The organism is Mesorhizobium sp. (assembly GCF_041661565.1).
Lineage (GTDB): Bacteria > Pseudomonadota > Alphaproteobacteria > Rhizobiales > Rhizobiaceae > Mesorhizobium.
This window is the reverse complement of the sequence record NZ_JBAZUD010000126.1, coordinates 1-15,043: the sequence shown is the minus strand read 5'-3', so window position 1 is coordinate 15,043 and position 15,043 is coordinate 1. Positions and strand designations below refer to the sequence as shown.

Genomic DNA, 15,043 nt, shown 5'->3' with positions numbered 1-15,043 from the left:
TCTATCGCGTTGGCGGCGCGGTATCGGGACCTCATCGGCGGGCTGGTGATCATGGCCGGTACGCTCAAGCCTGATTTCGCGGCAGACCATCCATTGCTGGCTGGCGTCCAAGGGTTGCAAGATCCCATTTCGCCGGCCGACCCGTTTTACGATTGGTGGCATGCCTGCGAGCCCAGCGTACCCAAGGCGTTTCTCGCCGAACTGGCGAAAGAGGCCTCGGCAATGCCAGCGGAGCGCTGGAGGGCAGTGCTGGAGGAGATTCATCATACAGACCTCACCGAAGCTGCGCGGTCTGTACGGGCCCGAACGCTGATTGTCGCCGGCGCGCTGGACCCGCTGTTTGGCGATGCGCACCAGCAAGCATTGCTATCGGCTCTTCCCGAACCCATCCTGTTCCGGGCCGCGGATTGTGGCCACAACCCGCATTGGGAAGATCCGGTCCTCGTCGCGAAGGCGATTGTCGAAGCATTTTGAAGGTCGAGAGTTCAGCCGACCGGCGAGCGACGATGGCGGCAAGCGTCTCCTACTCGGCCAGCGGCTTGATCGTCTCGTAGCCGTTGACCGATTGCGCACTCGTTCCTTCATCATAGCGGCGGGCCAGCGCGGCTTGCAGGTCGGGTGCGTAAAGCGCGGTGAAGGAATCCAACGTCTCGCCGGCGCCGTTCTTGAAGGTCTCGTTGACCGCCAGCACATTGTATTTGCAGCTGCCAAGGCTGAACGTCTCCTTGCCCTTGACCACCAGGGTCAGCGTCTTGGTGCTCTTGGGCTGCTTCTTCGGCGACAATTCGACGAACTCTATCGTGCTCTTCGCCCCCGTCTTCAGCGGAAACAGTTTTCGCAGATCGGTAAACGGAATCATCGCCAGCCGGCCGGTATCGCTGTCACGAAAGACCTCGATCAATCCGGCGAACAGGAATTGGGTTTGTGGCGATTGTGACTCATAAGTATTGGCGACGGCCATCATTCCACCGGCTGCTGGCCGAAACTCGCTTTGGATGCCGGGCCTTGCCAGGATGAACCCGTTGCGGGCTGATTTGGCATCGACGCACTGACCGGCCTGCACAGCGCCAGCCGATAGGAAAGCCAATACCACGCCGCAAACTGCGATCCTCATAACGTCCCCCGTTGCTTGCCCTGAAAGAGTCTATAGTGGAAGTGCCAGAGGTCCGGCCAGATGTCGATGATCAACGCTGTCGTCTATCGTCGAACTGGACGGGGAGGGACAGCTCGTGCTGAACTTCTGGGTATGATCGATCACTGTTCGCAGCCATTGTTGTCACGACGCGGCTTTCTGACCTGCGCGGCGGGCCTCGCGGCCAGCATGATTTCGCGACCGGCGCTGGCCCAGACCGGCCAACGCGTCCAGCCGATAGACGCGACCTTCCTGTTCGTCGCCGATGTCCATGCCTGCCGCATGGCGAGCGGATTGAGCCCCAACTGCCTGAGCGAAGGCAAGACCGATGCGGCGCTGCTGCGCAACGTCGCCGCGCTCAATGGGCTTGGCGACAAGGACTGGCCTGCCCAGATCAACGGCGTCGCCACCGGCCTGCGCTCTGCCGGTCGCCGCATCGGCACGCCGCTCGGTCTTGTCGTCGGCGGCGACATGACCGACGATGGCGGCGGCCAGATCACCCAACCCAGCGAAGGCACGCAGCTGCTCCAGTTCAGCCAGCGCTATCAGCAGGGGATGGGCCCCGACCGCGTGCATGTCCCGGTCTATGTCGGGCTCGGCAATCACGATCTCGACCAGAACGGCCCGCCGCATCATGTCGACTGGTACCGGCGCGAACTGCGCGACTATGTCGAGGTCAACCACCGCGCTGGCGTGTTCTTCAAGCCGCCCGTGCCGGCCACCGACTACGATGTCGACACCGACTGTTACTCGTGGGACTGGGGCGGTCTGCATCTTGTCCAGACCCATCGTTTCGCCGGTGACACCGGCCACGGCGCCGTCGGCGGCCTGCCGTGGCTGAAACAGGATCTGGCCACCTATGCCGCGGACGGCCGCCCGGTCATCCTGTTCCAGCACTATGGCTGGGACAGTTTTTCGACGGAACGTTGGGATCCGACAAAAACAACGTTCGACGATAGCGGCACCGGAGCCTCGCATTGGTGGGCAGAAGCTGACCGCCAGGCGCTGCTGGCGGCGCTGAAGGGTTACAATGTCGTCGGCATCTTTCACGGCCACCAGCATGAAACCCCGCTGATCTATCGCCGGGACGGGCTCGATCTTTTCAAGCCGAAGGCTGCCTATATGGGTGGTTTCGCGCTCGCCAGGGTGACCGGCGACGGCATGGATGTGGTGTTGGGCGAGGCGACTGGCGATCATGGCGAAGTCGCCTTCACCAACGCATTCAGCAAGGGCTGGAGCTTGTGAAGAGGACGGCGATCCTCGCGGCCGCATTTCCGATTGGACAATCGCGTTTCGCGGTGGCAACGCTGGCAGGCCAGGCTGCGATCAGCGCCGGCCAAGCTGACTCTAAACAATCGCGCCCACGGGGAAAAAATGGCGGAATTCAAGCTCTTCATCGGCAACAAATGCTTTTCGTCATGGTCGTTGCGGCCTTGGGTGGCGATGCGACATCTGGAAATCCCGTTCGAGGAAGGTTTCGTGCGGCTGCGCACGCCTGAAACCGCGGCCAACCTTGCCAGGGTCTCGCCTACAGGGCAGGTGCCCGTGTTGAATCACAATGGCAGGATTGTCTGGGAGACCCTTGCAATCCTTGAATATCTTGCCGACCTGTTTCCAGAAAAAAACCTCTGGCCGGCGGATCTTGGTGCTCGCGCGCTGGCGCGGTGCGCGGCAACCGAAATGCACTCGGGTTTTCGCGAAGTCCGTTATGGCTGGCCGATGAATTTGCGCAGGCCGAAGGGCCATGTGCGGCTCGACGCCGAAGGCGAGGCGCAGCGCGCCCGCATCGAGGCGTTGTGGGCCGAGTGCCGCGAGAAATACGGCGCTGGCGGCCCGTTCCTGTTTGGCCATTTCACGGCGGCCGACGCCATGTATGCGCCGGTTGTCACCCGCTTCGACACCTATGGCGGGCCCTTGGCGCCCGTGACACGCGCCTATGTCGACGCTGTCCTGGCGACGCCGGCGATGCGGCATTGGTACGCGGAGGCAGCCAAGGAGACGTGGCCGGAGCCCGGCCCGGACGAATAACCGACGTCACACGCCGAAACGGCGTGGCCTTTGCCAGTCGCTTTCCGGCGCGGGATTGTCGAGCGGGGAAAAGGGAGACGCCGATTGCTTCGATGCCCTTCAGCGCGCCATCCTGCGACTGGACCGGATGGTGGCTTGAGGAACAATATTTGATGTTCGTCTCATAAGATTTGACACGGAGGCAAAATACAGCTAGAAGATTTTTGTCGATATTTGTTTGACTGACTTTTGTTATCCGCGCTTTCGAGCGCGCCTTTGACGAACTTCCCACATCAAAAATCGAGACAAACGGCGTTGTGCACTCGCACGACGGCGAACGAATATTTGCCATGGAAAGGGTTCGTCATGAGCACCGGCACAGTTAAATGGTTCAACGCTACCAAGGGTTTTGGTTTTATTCAGCCTGACGACGGTTCGGCCGACGTTTTCGTCCACATCTCGGCCGTAGAGCGCGCCGGCATGCGTGACATCGTCGAAGGCCAGAAGCTCGGCTACGAGATGGTCCGCGACAACAAGTCGGGCAAGATGTCCGCCGATCAGTTGAAGGCGGCCTGAAGAAAGAATTCAGCCTTCCCGGTGACCACGGATGTACTGGCACCGGTGAATGGCTAAATTCCTGCGCATGGCTCCGGAGACGTAAGTTTCCACGGCATGTCATGCGCATAAAGCGAGCGTTCCCGTGCGTCCGAACGGATGCACGGCGCTCTCATGGGAGGTCAGGCGGTGCCTGGCCTTTTTCATTTTGCGCGGCTTTCCCGCCAAAAAGGCGCTGCGCGGCGGCATGAACGTGCTAAGGGACGCTCCAGTTGCCGTATTTGCTTTGTGTGGTCCTGACCGAAGAGCCGGGCAGGCCATTGTAGGCACCAGGCTCCTGACAGGAGAAAGATTTTGACCACGAGTTCCAAGACAGCCGTCGATCAGCCCGTCTCGCTGTTCAGCAAGACGCAGACCCAGTCGATGTCGCTCAACCGGATCATCTCCGAGCGCGACGCCGTCAGCGAGGCGCGGGAAGCCAAGACCGCGCGCCTGCGCGAACAACGCCTGGAAAAGCAGGCTGACGAGATGGTCGCCGCGGCGGCGCTGGCGGCCTTGCCGAAACGTGCCGGAAGACGTTGATGGCCACCAAGCGCGTGCCTCCAAAGATGATCGCCGCCGACTCGACGATCGCAGACGTGGTCGAAGGCCTCAACAAGCCGGTCGAGTATGTGCGCCGCGTGCTGGAAAAGCTGGAGCGCTGCAAGCGCGCCCACGGCGACGCCCAGGTGCGGCTCGGTGTCCGCGGTCGAGCCGAATGCCCGAACTATCTGATCGAATATGTCCGCGAAGACGCCAAGACCCATGAGCGGGTGATCCACCAGGACGCCGCCTACAGCGGCAGCACGCATCGCGAACTGGCGCCTCATCACATCGAGGCGGTAAAGAACTGGTCGCCCGAGGAAATGAACATCACGGCCGTCTCGGCGCTGATCGGCCGCTTGCGCAATCCGCGCGCACCATCATCGCGCTTTGTCGACGAGGACTGACATGGCCATTAAATTCTCCGCGAAGGACCAGCCGGCCGTTCCCGCTGCCGCCGCAAAGACGGCCAAGCCGGCTGCCGCGCCAAAGGCAGGCGCGGCCACCGAGACCGCGACAGACCTGTTCAAGACGCCAGCGGATTCGCCGAAGGGCAAGACAGGCAAGAAGAAATAACATCTTGCCGCGGGAAGCCGACAATTCCGGCGAGCCGGGGCTGCTTGCGTTAGCGGCTGCGGCGGGCCGGCTCCCTTTCGACTGCCAAAGTTGCGGCGCCTGTTGTTCCTATTCGGCCGATTGGCCGCGCTTTTCCACCGAGGATGACGCGCAGCTCGACCGCATCCCCGCAAAATATGTCGCGGTCAACGAATCCGGCATGCGCTGTGATGGCGTGCGCTGCTCGGCCCTCTCGGGCGAAGTCGGCAAGTCGACCGCTTGCGGCATCTACGACGTCCGCCCGGACGTTTGCCGTGCCTGCATGCCAGGCGACGACGATTGCCTGATGGCACGCCGGGCACATGGATTGCCGACCGTCTAGCCTTTTCCGGTGGCTTGCGCGCACCCACCTCGCTGGCTACGCTGCGACGGGGCAGGGCGCCGGAGGAACAAGCCGTGAGCATCGAATTCCTGTTGACGTCGCTTATTGTCGTTGCGTCGCCGGGCACCGGCGTTCTCTACACGCTGAGTGCCGGCCTTTCGCGCGGGGCGAGGGCCAGCATCATCGCCGCGTTGGGCTGCACGCTCGGCATCCTCCCGCACATGGCCGCCGCCATCACTGGCCTTGCGGCACTTCTGCATACAAGTGCGGTCGCCTTCGAGACCCTGAAATATCTCGGCGTCGCCTATCTGCTCTACATGGCTTGGAACACGCTGAAGGAGAAAGGCGGCCTGAGCATCGAGCACACGGTCGCGCCACGTTCGGCGGGCAAGGTTGTTGCCACCGGCATCCTCGTCAACGTGCTCAATCCGAAACTGTCGATCTTCTTCTTCGCCTTCTTGCCGCAATTCGTCAGCACCAGCGAACCCAACGCGTTGTCGAAGATGCTGGAGCTCAGCAGCGTCTTCATGCTTTTGACCTTCGTGGTTTTCGTTGGCTACGGCATCTTCGCCGCTTCGATCCGCGGCCACGTCGCCTCTCGGCCTATGTTATTGACCTGGATGCGCAGGACGTTTGCTGGTGCCTTCGTCATGCTCGGCGCCAAGCTGGCGCTGGCCGATCGATAGTCTCCCAAGCCACCAGTTTCGGCCTGAAACATCCGGTCGTGTGAATGCATTTCCGCGCCTGACCGCTGCTTGTGACCAGGCGGTCAGCGAGCCATGCAAAGGCACGGCCCCTCACAACTTAACCCTCGTCAAACTCGCCGCTCGCGGACCTGTTCGAATATCGGCCGGCGAAAACGGTCTGGACGTTGATTGGAACAACGAAAAAGGGCGGCATCGCTGCCGCCCTTTCCGTATGCGTAAGCCAGAGAGTGGCTGGATTAGAAATCCATGCCGCCCATGCCGCCCATGCCGCCGCCGCCCATGCCGCCAGGCATGCCGCCGCCGCCAGCCGACTCCTTCTTCGGAGCCTCCGCGATCATGGCTTCGGTGGTGACCAGCAGGCCGGCGACCGAGGCCGCGTCCTGGAGAGCCGTGCGCACGACCTTGACCGGGTCGACGATGCCCATGGCGATCATGTCGCCATACTCACCGGTCTGGGCGTTGTAGCCGAAGGTCGCGCCCTTGTTCTCGAGGATCTTGCCGGCAACGATCGATGCTTCCGCACCAGCGTTCGAGGCGATCTGGCGGGCCGGAGCCTGCAGCGCGCGACGAACGATGTTGATGCCGGCAGCCTGGTCGGCATTGACGCCGGTGACCTTGATGTTGGCCGAAGCGCGCAGCAGGGCGACGCCGCCGCCAGCGACAATGCCTTCTTCCACGGCCGCGCGGGTCGCGTTGAGGGCGTCATCGACGCGGTCCTTCTTTTCCTTGACTTCGACTTCCGTCGCGCCGCCGACGCGGATCACCGCAACGCCGCCCGCCAGCTTGGCGAGACGTTCCTGCAGCTTCTCCTTGTCGTAGTCCGACGTGGTCTCTTCGATCTGCTGCTTGATCTGGGCAACGCGGCCCTGGATCTCGGCCTTCTTGCCGGCGCCGTCGACGATGGTGGTGTTCTCCTTGGAGATCGACACCTTCTTGGCGCGGCCGAGCATGTTGAGGCCGACATTCTCGAGCTTGATGCCGAGGTCTTCCGAGATGACCTGGCCACCGGTCAGGATGGCGATGTCTTCCAGCATGGCCTTGCGGCGATCACCGAAGCCCGGCGCCTTGACGGCGGCGATCTTCAGGCCGCCACGCAGCTTGTTGACGACCAGCGTGGCCAGAGCCTCGCCTTCGACGTCTTCCGAGATGATGAGCAGCGGCTTGGAGGTCTGCACGACGGCTTCGAGAACCGGCAGCATGGCCTGGAGGTTGGAGAGCTTCTTCTCGTGCAGGAGGATGTAGACGTCCTCGAGCTCAGCAACCATCTTGTCGGCGTTGGTGACGAAGTAGGGCGAGAGGTAGCCGCGGTCGAACTGCATGCCTTCGACGACTTCCAGCTCGGTCTCGGCGGTCTTGGCTTCCTCAACCGTGATGACGCCTTCGTTGCCGACCTTCTGCATCGCTTCCGCGATCATCTTCCCGACCGACTCGTCGCCATTGGCGGAGATGGTGCCGACCTGGGCGACTTCCTCGGAGGTCTTGATCTTCTTGGCAGCCTTGCCGAGCGCCGCGACGACTTCGGTGACGGCCAGATCGATGCCGCGCTTCAGGTCCATCGGGTTCATGCCGGCGGCAACCGCCTTGTGGCCTTCCTGGACGATCGACTGCGCCAGAACGGTCGCGGTCGTGGTGCCGTCGCCGGCGATGTCGTTGGTCTTCGAAGCAACTTCGCGGACCATCTGCGCGCCCATGTTCTCGAACTTGTCTTCAAGCTCGATTTCCTTGGCGACGGTGACGCCGTCCTTGGTGATGCGCGGTGCGCCGAACGACTTGTCGATGACGACGTTGCGGCCCTTGGGGCCCAGCGTGACCTTCACCGCGTCGGCGAGGATGTTGACGCCGCGCAGCATGCGCTCGCGGGCATCACGGGAGAATTTTACGTCTTTAGCAGCCATTTTCAGCTCCTGGCAGGGGCTTGCGATCAAGCCCGGAATTCAGTTGACGGTAAGGCCGATGATCAGCCGATGATGCCCATGATGTCGGATTCCTTCATGATCAGAAGGTCTTCGCCATTGAGCTTGACTTCGGTGCCCGACCACTTGCCGAACAGGATGCGGTCGCCGGCCTTGACGTCCAGCGGGACCAGCTTGCCAGCTTCGTCACGGGCGCCGGAGCCGACGGCGATGATTTCGCCTTCCTGCGGCTTTTCCTTCGCCGTATCGGGGATGATGATCCCGCCGGCGGTCTTGGATTCGGATTCGACCCGGCGTACGACCACGCGGTCATGAAGCGGGCGGAACTTCGACTTTGCCATTTTTTCTTCCTCGATGAGAACGGTGAGAACAGTTCCTCCGTCCGGCGGCGCCGGACCTTGGTTAGCACTCACCAAAGGCGAGTGCTAACGTGGCGCTGAAATAGGCGTATGGCTCTCGAGAGTCAAGGCGCAGGACGCTATGAATTCGACGGCAATCCGGCCGCGCGCGGCAAATCCTACAGACGCTTCGGAGACCCGAGCACAATGAGCGGGCAGCGTTCGGCCAGACCGTAAGTTCCTGTCGAGGCCATGCGAACGTCGTCGAACCAACGGCTTGCCTCTTCGATCAGCCTGGCGATCGGTGCGAAGCTGTAGACGGTTTGGGAATTCGTGTAGGCATCGATCGTGCCGATCACCGGCAGCTCCCAGCCGGTTGCCGATACAAGCTCTTCGCGATCGGGGAACAGGGCGTCGAATGCGTCGAGGATCGCCCGCACCGGAATGGCATGATCCGGATCGCCAGCGGCGCGGCTCATCGCAATCCGCCATTTGAGTTCGTGGAAGGTCGCCACACCTCCCGAGAGTGCAAGCGTGCGCACCCCCTGCAGGTCATCCGCCACGTCAGGGCTTGCATAGGCGCGCAATGCGGCCCGTGCGCCGGGCTTCAGGACACGCGCTATTTCGGCGAGCAGCGTCAGCCGGGCGGCTGACGAATCCAGGGCCGAAAGACAGCCGTCGCCGATGACCGCGTCCGCGCTTCCGTTGGCCAGCGGCAGCTCGAACCAATTGCCGGCCACTGCCTTGCGGGAAGCGGTGTCGCCCGGCCAGATGCCGGAGATCATCGCCGCGGATTCATCGACCGCCAGCAGCGTCCTGCCTAGACCGGCAAGTTCCGGCGTGACCCCCAGAAGCACCACATCCAGCGAGCGCAGGCCGAGTTCACGCTCATAGGCCGCGACCGCTTCCGCCGGCGGGCAGAGCGGCGACCCGAGAAGCTGCCAATGGCGCCGAATTGCATCCCAGTGATCTGTCATGCAAAACAGCCGGGAAGACGTTGGCGCATATTCCGTCCCAAGCTGATGATTGCCTCCTGCGCATGGGAGAAGCCGTGGCTCGCATTGCCGTGATAACGCATGAATATGACCGGTTCCAGAGCCGGCGTGGCATCCTGATGCGCCGGGACAGCCCATATATGCTGTTCGACCTTCTGGCCGAGTTGAAGAGACGGGGCCATTCCGCAAGAATCCATCGTGGCCTGTCGTCGAGGCATGACGCCGATGTCGCTGTCCTGCACGTGGATGCGACGGTCACCCCTGCCGATTACGCGGAATACGCACGGGGATTTCCGTTCTGCCTCAACCTGGGTGCGACCGACATTTCCAAGCGCCGGATCAGCGGGGCGGTCCTCAACCAAGGTGATGACTGGGACGGCCCGGTCATCGTCAAGAGCAATCTCAATCATTGGGGGGCGCCTGAGCAGCATTTGAACCGGCAAGCGGAGCGCGCCGGCGAGGCGACGCCCTTTCCGGGCGCCCGGATATTCGATCAGTACCAGGTTTACGCTTCGCCGGCCGACGTTCCGCCGGAGACTTTTGCGCGCACCGACCTGGTCGTGGAGAAGTTCGTTCCTGAACCGGAGCCCGACGGTTTCGCCGCACGGTTCTGGATATTCTGCGGCGATCGGGAACGGTGCACCCGCTATGTCTCGCCGCAAAGCGTGGTCAAGGGCGATGACACGATCCGCCGCGAGTCGGTTCCCGTACCCGAGGAACTTCGCGTCTTGCGCCAGCGGCTCGGCTTCGACTACGGCAAGTTCGATTTTGTCGTGCATGAGGGCAGGGCGGTGTTGCTCGATGCCAACAAGACGCCCGGCCGCGCCAGGAACCTGTCGAAGGTCGTCGCGGCCGGTACCGCCAATCTTGCCGACGGCTTCGAAAGCCTGATCCGCAGGGCGGTATAGGCTCTAAAGGAACAGGCGCAACTGGGTGTGGATGATCGACCGGTAGTCCTCGATGGTTCGTCGGCCTTCAGCCTCGCCTTGGGTGAGCGCCAGGCGCACAACGCCGCTGGCCAGCTGGAAGATCAGGAACACAAGACGCGCGAAGGATTCCCGCTGGTTGGGCTTCAGAAAGGGATCGACCTGATCGCAGAAGAGCCTGGCCTGGCGACGTGTTTCGGCAATGTCCAGATTCTGCAGTGCCTTGTCGGCCTGGATGGCGTTCAGCAGGTCCTGGATCGCGGGATCGCCGGCGACGCGGTCGTGGTAGTCGTCGAGCAGGCGGTCGGCGGCCGCCATCACGTCGCCCAGCCCGCCAATCCCGGCGATGATCACAGCGAGCCGCGCCCGGCTGGCCTCGGAATACCGCTCGTAAAGCATCGCCAGGATCGCCGACTTGTTGGGGAAGTAATGGTAGACCGTGGCGATGGGTCCGCCCGCCAGCATGCCGACCTCCTTCATGGTGACGGCGTCGATGCCTTTCTCGCCGATCAGCCGCATGGTCGTCGACAAGATGGCGTCGATGCGCTCGCGGCTGCGTTCCTGCTTGGGCTTGCGCCTGGGCTCGGTCGCTGTTTGCCTTGTTTCCGTCATGCATGGATCTTTCGGACGGGTTCAAAATCTGGTTGACAAAAAATATGATCAAGTATCAGCTTCTTAAATGCTGATAGACTGTCAGCTTTTCTGCGGAACGGCAAGGACGTTGGGAGGCGCCTCTGACTTCGGCAAACATGCAGCCAGGCAATGGCGACTGGCTGGTCGGCAGTCCTACCGGCCTCGAGCTTGCGGCCGCACTCTGGCTCGGTTCGGTCGGCCTGCTCATTCTCGGTCTGCAGCCCGTGTTGCTGGGCGCGCTCTACACGGAGGGCCACGTCAGCGGCGACGAACTTGCGCTGGTCGCCACTGCCGAAATGGTCGCAATCGCGATTGGTTCGGCTGTTGTCGCGATGCTGCTGTCGGCGCGCAACATGCGCTGGAAAAGTGCCGTCCTTCTCGTTCTGCTGGCGATCGCCAATGTGTGGACAGCCCATGCCCTGAGCCCCGGCATGCTGATCACCGCCCGCGCTGCGGCCGGACTGGCCGAGGGCGGTCTGGTGGCGATCGCCACCGAACTGATCGCAAGGTCGCGGCGCGCCGAGCGCATCGGCGGCTATTTCGTCACCATGCAGACCTTGGCGCAATGCGCCTTGGCGCTTCTGGCGGCACTCTATGTCATCCCGGCCGCGGGATCGGCAGGCGGCTTCAACCTTCTTGCCATCGTGTGCGTCGCGTCGCTGGTGGTCGCCTGGATCGTCCCCGACGAATATGCTGATCTGCCGAAGGAGGAGAACTTCGCCAATGTGCTGACGGTTGCCTCGATGACGGCCCTGTCATGCGTCTTCTGCTATTTCATGTTTTTCGGCGCGGTCTGGGCATTCCTGGAGCCGATCGGCGGCCAATTCGGCATTGATGGCCGCACCGTCGGCCTGATCGTCTCAACGAGCCTGGCGGTTCAGGTCATGGGCGCGATGACGGCGACCCTGTTCGAAGCACGCATCGACTATCGCATCGCCATCACCGCGATTGGTGTCGTCGCGATGGTCAGCAGTCTCGTTCTGGCCAGTGGGCCTGGCCTGACCGCGTTCTGGGTCGCGGCCCTGGTCATGGGCTTCATCCTGCTGTTCATCGTGCCTTACCAGATCCGACTGGCGATCACCGCCGATGAGACGCGCACGGCGGTGCTGCTGGTGCCGGCCGCGCAGCTTTTCGGCCTGGCGGTCGGGCCGATCGCGGCGTCGCTGCTCATCGACGGCAAGGATTTCCGCCCGGTGCCGGAATTCGCCGCCGCCAGCGCCGTTGCCAGCGTGGCGCTGCTTGGCCTCTTCATCCTCGCGACGCGGCGACGCGGCGCCACTGCGTGAGCGGAAGCGATATGTCCAGCACCTGGAGCAACTGGTCCGGCTATGTCACCGCCGCGCCCCGGCTGGTTGCCAGCCCCGCCGACGCCGGCGAACTCGGGCATCTTATCAGGACCGCGCCCGGCCCGGTGCGCGTCGTCGGCGCCGGCCACTCCTTCACGCCGCTGGTCAAAACACAGGGCACGATCCTGTCCCTTGAGAAGATGGAAGGGCTGGTCTCGCATGATGCGGCGAAATGCCAGGCGCGGGTGCGGGCCGGCACGCGCCTCGGCTCGCTGATGCACATCCTGCACGGCATCGGCCAGGGCCTGCCCAACATGGGCGATATAGACCGCCAGGCGATCGGCGGCGCGCTGGGAACCGCCACGCATGGCTCCGGGCCGACACTTGGCGCCTATCACACGCAATTGGAGGCGGTGCGGCTTGTCGACGGGCTCGGCCAGGTTCGCGAGTTCAAGCGGGCAGGGGACCAGGAGGCGATTCATGCCATCGGCGTCGCGCTAGGCGCCTTTGGCGTCTTGAGCGACGTGACCCTGAACAACATCGCGACCTACCGGCTGCGCCGGCGCAAATGGGTGTTGCCGGTCGCCGACATGATGCGCGACTTCGAAACGATGATGAGCGCGCATCGCTCGGCCGAATTCTACTACATTCCGTTTTCCGGCCATGTGCAGTTCATCGCCAGCGACGTGAGCGAGAACGAGCCCACCGCGCGCCCGCCGGAAGAAGACGAGGCGGGCTTGAGGACCTTGCGACGGCTGCGCACCGGCCTCGCCTGGCTGCCCTCGCTGCGCCGCCTTCTAATCCGCGGCGCCGTCGCCAAGGTGCCGGCCGAGGACTATGTGCAGGATTGGCTCAATGTCTATGCCAGCGACCGCCAGACCCGGTTCAACGAGATGGAATACCACTTGCCGTTCGAGGACGGGCCGAAAGCACTGGCCGAGATCATCGAGCTGACCGAGAAATATTTCCCGGAGGTCTATTTCCCGATGGAGGTGCGCTCGGTCGCGCCCGACCATTTCTGGCTGTCGCCGTTTCATGACAGGCTGACCTGCTCGATCGCCATCCACCATGACGCGGCGAGCGATCCGCTGCCCTTCATGCGCGCGGCCGAACCGATCTTCCGCAAATATGGCGGGCGGCCGCACTGGGGCAAGATGCACAGCCTGAAGGCAGCGGAGCTGAAAAAGCTCTACCCGCGCTGGGACGACGCCATGGCGGTGCGCCGCGACCTTGATCCGCAAAACCGTCTTGTCTCGCCCTACATGGCCGAGTTGTTCGGCATCGAACAATGAGCGCCTATTTCGCAACGCTTTCGCAGGCACTGAGGCAAGCCGGCATCTTCCAGCCTTGCCTGCTGCTCGATCTTGACCGCCTGGATCGCAACATCGCCACGGTGAAGGCAAGGCTCGATCCGGGGCTGGCCGTGCGGCTGGTCGACAAGTCGCTTGCCTGCCTGCCGCTGCTCTCGCATATCGGCAAGGCGCTCGGTACGATTCGCTTCATGACCTTCCATCCACCGATCACCGAAGCGGTCCTGAAGGCATTTCCCGATGCCGATCTTCTCTATGGCAAGCCGATGCCAGTGGAAGCGGCAAGGGCGGTGCTTTCCAAAGGCGATGCGACCTGGTCGCGCGTGTGCTGGTTGATCGACAGCGAGGAGAGGCTGGCCGACTATGGCTCGCTCTCAGACGAGCTCGGCATCGACCTGCGCATCGCCTTCGAGATCGATGTCGGCCTGCATCGCGGCGGCTTGGCCGACCCGGAGGCCTTGTCGAGGGCACTGAGCTTGCTGGCGATGCACAAGAGGCTGAGATGCGAAGGCGTCATGGCCTATGAGGCGCACGCGCCCCACATCCCCGGCCTGTTCGGCGGACCTGAGAAAGCGCTGGCAAAGGCATCGGCGCTGGCCGCTGCTTTCGTCGCCCGTCTTGGGCCGGATCAGCGCCGCATCCTGAACATCGGCGGCAGCAAGACCGCGCTGCTCCATCATGGCGGGGTGGCCAATGAAGTGTCGATGGGCTCGGCCTTCGTGCTGCCGGGCGATTTCGACACGCCCGGTCTCGACGGCTTCCAGCCCGCCGCCTTCATCGCGACCCCGATCCTGAAGGTGGTCGAGCCGATGCTGCCCGGCCCGCCCGCGGTCTCCCGGCTGCTGAGGACGCTCGGCCGGTTTCCGCGCAAGGGCTGCTATCTCTATGGCGGCAAGTGGATGGCCAAACCGGTCTTTCCCGAAGGCATGAAGACCAACGGCTTTCTCGGCCTGTCCTCGAACCAGCAATTCATGGGCCTGCCGACCGACGCAACGGCGAGACCCGGCGACTACGCCTTCCTGCGGCCGACGCAGAGCGAGGGCGTGCTGCAGCAGTTCGGTTCGATCGCCGTGTTCTCCGGCGGCAGGATCGTCGAGCGTTGGCCGGCATTACCGATGGCTTGACCAGCGCGCTGGCCGAGGCCGGCCCCCAATGCCGTATTCCCCTGCACGCTGCGAGAATTTTCCCGGAATAGCCATCGAAGCGATTGCGCAAACGTTTCGATGGCACTAAACTTCTCTGAAATCCGCCAATACAAAGAGAGCGGACCGGAAACGCATCACCAGGGAGGAGCGCTTTGCCAGCACTCCGTTTGAGCCTTCATGCCGACAATGGCTGAGGTCGCGCGCCGCGCCGGCGTGTCGGTTTCGACCGTCTCGCATGTCATCAACCGCACCCGCTTCGTCTCGCCGGAGAAGGCGCGGCTTATCAATGACGCGATCGCCACGATGGGCTATCAGACCAACGAGCTGGCGCGGTCGCTGAAAGTGGCATCCACCAACAGCGTCGGCCTGGCGATCTCGGCGATTTCCAATCCCTATTTCACAGACATCATCTGCGCGGTGGAGGCCGAATGCGCGCGCCTCGGCCTGATGGTATTTCTCTCCGACACACAGGAAGATCCCGACCGCGAACTGTCGGTCGTGCGGGCCTTCCAGCAGCGGCGGGTGGACGGCGTCATCCTGGCGCCTTCGGGCGCGCCGCAGCGGGCCATCGACTACC

The 15,043-nt window shown here is 63.1% G+C and carries 19 protein-coding genes; 14 read left to right on the top strand and 5 right to left on the bottom strand.

Annotated features, from left to right (window positions below):
• A partial coding sequence (locus WC739_RS19680) for an alpha/beta fold hydrolase (protein WP_372954694.1) occupies positions 1-474 on the top strand: 474 nt, incomplete at its 5' end.
• 49 nt (positions 475-523) lie between these two features.
• Here the strand turns inward: WC739_RS19680 and WC739_RS19675 are convergent.
• Positions 524-964: a hypothetical protein gene (locus tag WC739_RS19675; protein WP_372954693.1), complete on the bottom strand. Its 441-nt coding sequence runs from the start codon at positions 962-964 to the stop codon at positions 524-526.
• A 282-nt stretch (positions 965-1,246) separates the two neighbouring features.
• Between WC739_RS19675 and WC739_RS19670 the strand changes: the two genes are divergently transcribed.
• The 8 genes from WC739_RS19670 (at position 1,247) to WC739_RS19635 (ending at position 5,899) form a co-directional block, all read left to right on the top strand.
• Positions 1,247-2,377, top strand: coding sequence for a metallophosphoesterase (locus tag WC739_RS19670; RefSeq protein ID WP_372954692.1), 1,131 nt, complete (start codon positions 1,247-1,249; stop codon positions 2,375-2,377).
• 129 nt (positions 2,378-2,506) lie between these two features.
• Complete coding sequence (locus tag WC739_RS19665) at positions 2,507-3,160, top strand: glutathione S-transferase family protein (RefSeq protein ID WP_372954691.1); 654 nt, start codon at positions 2,507-2,509, stop codon at positions 3,158-3,160.
• Between the two features lie 345 nt (positions 3,161-3,505).
• On the top strand, positions 3,506-3,715 hold the full coding sequence (locus WC739_RS19660; RefSeq protein ID WP_010915421.1) for a cold-shock protein: 210 nt from the start codon (positions 3,506-3,508) through the stop codon (positions 3,713-3,715).
• Between the two features lie 333 nt (positions 3,716-4,048).
• Positions 4,049-4,276, top strand: a complete 228-nt coding sequence (locus WC739_RS19655) for a hypothetical protein (protein WP_372954690.1) — start codon at positions 4,049-4,051, stop codon at positions 4,274-4,276.
• Complete coding sequence (locus WC739_RS19650; protein WP_372954689.1) at positions 4,276-4,683, top strand: hypothetical protein; 408 nt, start codon at positions 4,276-4,278, stop codon at positions 4,681-4,683. The genes WC739_RS19655 and WC739_RS19650 overlap by 1 nt, the downstream gene beginning before the upstream one ends.
• Position 4,684: 1 nt before the next feature.
• A complete protein-coding gene (locus tag WC739_RS19645; protein WP_372954688.1) occupies positions 4,685-4,852 on the top strand; it encodes a hypothetical protein in 168 nt (55 codons plus the stop codon).
• A 40-nt stretch (positions 4,853-4,892) separates the two neighbouring features.
• Positions 4,893-5,213, top strand: coding sequence for a YkgJ family cysteine cluster protein (locus WC739_RS19640; protein ID WP_372954695.1), 321 nt, complete (start codon positions 4,893-4,895; stop codon positions 5,211-5,213).
• A gap of 74 nt (positions 5,214-5,287) precedes the next feature.
• The gene (locus tag WC739_RS19635; protein WP_372954687.1) at positions 5,288-5,899 is read left to right on the top strand and encodes a LysE family translocator; all 612 of its coding nucleotides are present in this window, start codon (positions 5,288-5,290) and stop codon (positions 5,897-5,899) included.
• Positions 5,900-6,156: 257 nt separating this feature from the next.
• Here WC739_RS19635 and groL read toward each other — a convergent pair whose 3' ends face one another.
• From groL to WC739_RS19620, 3 genes are all read right to left on the bottom strand, one after another.
• Entirely contained in the window at positions 6,157-7,815 is a 1,659-nt protein-coding gene (gene groL / locus WC739_RS19630) for a chaperonin GroEL (RefSeq protein WP_057144134.1), read from the bottom strand.
• A 62-nt stretch (positions 7,816-7,877) separates the two neighbouring features.
• A complete protein-coding gene (gene groES, locus WC739_RS19625; RefSeq protein ID WP_006203049.1) occupies positions 7,878-8,174 on the bottom strand; it encodes a co-chaperone GroES in 297 nt (98 codons plus the stop codon).
• A gap of 176 nt (positions 8,175-8,350) precedes the next feature.
• Entirely contained in the window at positions 8,351-9,148 is a 798-nt protein-coding gene (locus tag WC739_RS19620; protein ID WP_372954686.1) for a class I SAM-dependent methyltransferase, read from the bottom strand.
• A 74-nt stretch (positions 9,149-9,222) separates the two neighbouring features.
• Between WC739_RS19620 and WC739_RS19615 the strand changes: the two genes are divergently transcribed.
• The gene (locus WC739_RS19615; protein ID WP_372954685.1) at positions 9,223-10,074 is read left to right on the top strand and encodes a hypothetical protein; all 852 of its coding nucleotides are present in this window, start codon (positions 9,223-9,225) and stop codon (positions 10,072-10,074) included.
• A 3-nt stretch (positions 10,075-10,077) separates the two neighbouring features.
• Here the strand turns inward: WC739_RS19615 and WC739_RS19610 are convergent, their stop codons facing one another.
• Positions 10,078-10,704, bottom strand: a complete 627-nt coding sequence (locus WC739_RS19610; protein ID WP_372954684.1) for a TetR family transcriptional regulator — start codon at positions 10,702-10,704, stop codon at positions 10,078-10,080.
• Positions 10,705-10,841: 137 nt separating this feature from the next.
• Between WC739_RS19610 and WC739_RS19605 the strand changes: the two genes are divergently transcribed.
• From WC739_RS19605 to WC739_RS19590, 4 genes are all read left to right on the top strand, one after another.
• Complete coding sequence (locus WC739_RS19605) at positions 10,842-12,011, top strand: MFS transporter (RefSeq protein ID WP_372954683.1); 1,170 nt, start codon at positions 10,842-10,844, stop codon at positions 12,009-12,011.
• Between the two features lie 11 nt (positions 12,012-12,022).
• Positions 12,023-13,303 carry a D-arabinono-1,4-lactone oxidase gene (locus WC739_RS19600; protein ID WP_372954682.1) on the top strand — a complete coding sequence of 427 codons (1,281 nt, stop codon included), beginning with the start codon at positions 12,023-12,025 and terminating at the stop codon, positions 13,301-13,303.
• The gene (locus tag WC739_RS19595; protein ID WP_372954681.1) at positions 13,300-14,445 is read left to right on the top strand and encodes an alanine racemase; all 1,146 of its coding nucleotides are present in this window, start codon (positions 13,300-13,302) and stop codon (positions 14,443-14,445) included. The genes WC739_RS19600 and WC739_RS19595 overlap by 4 nt, the downstream gene beginning before the upstream one ends.
• Positions 14,446-14,643: 198 nt before the next feature.
• Positions 14,644-15,043: LacI family DNA-binding transcriptional regulator (locus tag WC739_RS19590; RefSeq protein ID WP_372954680.1), on the top strand; the 400-nt coding region annotated here is incomplete at its 3' end.

Excerpts from the sequence above, each read along its gene's own strand:
- WC739_RS19610 (WP_372954684.1), bottom strand. The coding sequence starts at position 10,704 with ATGACGGAAACAAGGCAAACAGCGACCGAGCCCAGGCGCAAGCCCAAG.
- WC739_RS19620 (WP_372954686.1), bottom strand. The coding sequence starts at position 9,148 with ATGACAGATCACTGGGATGCAATTCGGCGCCATTGGCAGCTTCTCGGG.
- WC739_RS19665 (WP_372954691.1), top strand. The coding sequence starts at position 2,507 with ATGGCGGAATTCAAGCTCTTCATCGGCAACAAATGCTTTTCGTCATGG.
- WC739_RS19645 (WP_372954688.1), top strand. The coding sequence starts at position 4,685 with ATGGCCATTAAATTCTCCGCGAAGGACCAGCCGGCCGTTCCCGCTGCC.
- groL (WP_057144134.1), bottom strand. The coding sequence starts at position 7,815 with ATGGCTGCTAAAGACGTAAAATTCTCCCGTGATGCCCGCGAGCGCATG.
- WC739_RS19670 (WP_372954692.1), top strand. The coding sequence starts at position 1,247 with ATGATCGATCACTGTTCGCAGCCATTGTTGTCACGACGCGGCTTTCTG.
- WC739_RS19650 (WP_372954689.1), top strand. The coding sequence starts at position 4,276 with ATGGCCACCAAGCGCGTGCCTCCAAAGATGATCGCCGCCGACTCGACG.
- WC739_RS19675 (WP_372954693.1), bottom strand. The coding sequence starts at position 964 with ATGATGGCCGTCGCCAATACTTATGAGTCACAATCGCCACAAACCCAA.
- WC739_RS19660 (WP_010915421.1), top strand. The coding sequence starts at position 3,506 with ATGAGCACCGGCACAGTTAAATGGTTCAACGCTACCAAGGGTTTTGGT.
- groES (WP_006203049.1), bottom strand. The coding sequence starts at position 8,174 with ATGGCAAAGTCGAAGTTCCGCCCGCTTCATGACCGCGTGGTCGTACGC.
- WC739_RS19605 (WP_372954683.1), top strand. The coding sequence starts at position 10,842 with ATGCAGCCAGGCAATGGCGACTGGCTGGTCGGCAGTCCTACCGGCCTC.
- WC739_RS19600 (WP_372954682.1), top strand. The coding sequence starts at position 12,023 with ATGTCCAGCACCTGGAGCAACTGGTCCGGCTATGTCACCGCCGCGCCC.
- WC739_RS19595 (WP_372954681.1), top strand. The coding sequence starts at position 13,300 with ATGAGCGCCTATTTCGCAACGCTTTCGCAGGCACTGAGGCAAGCCGGC.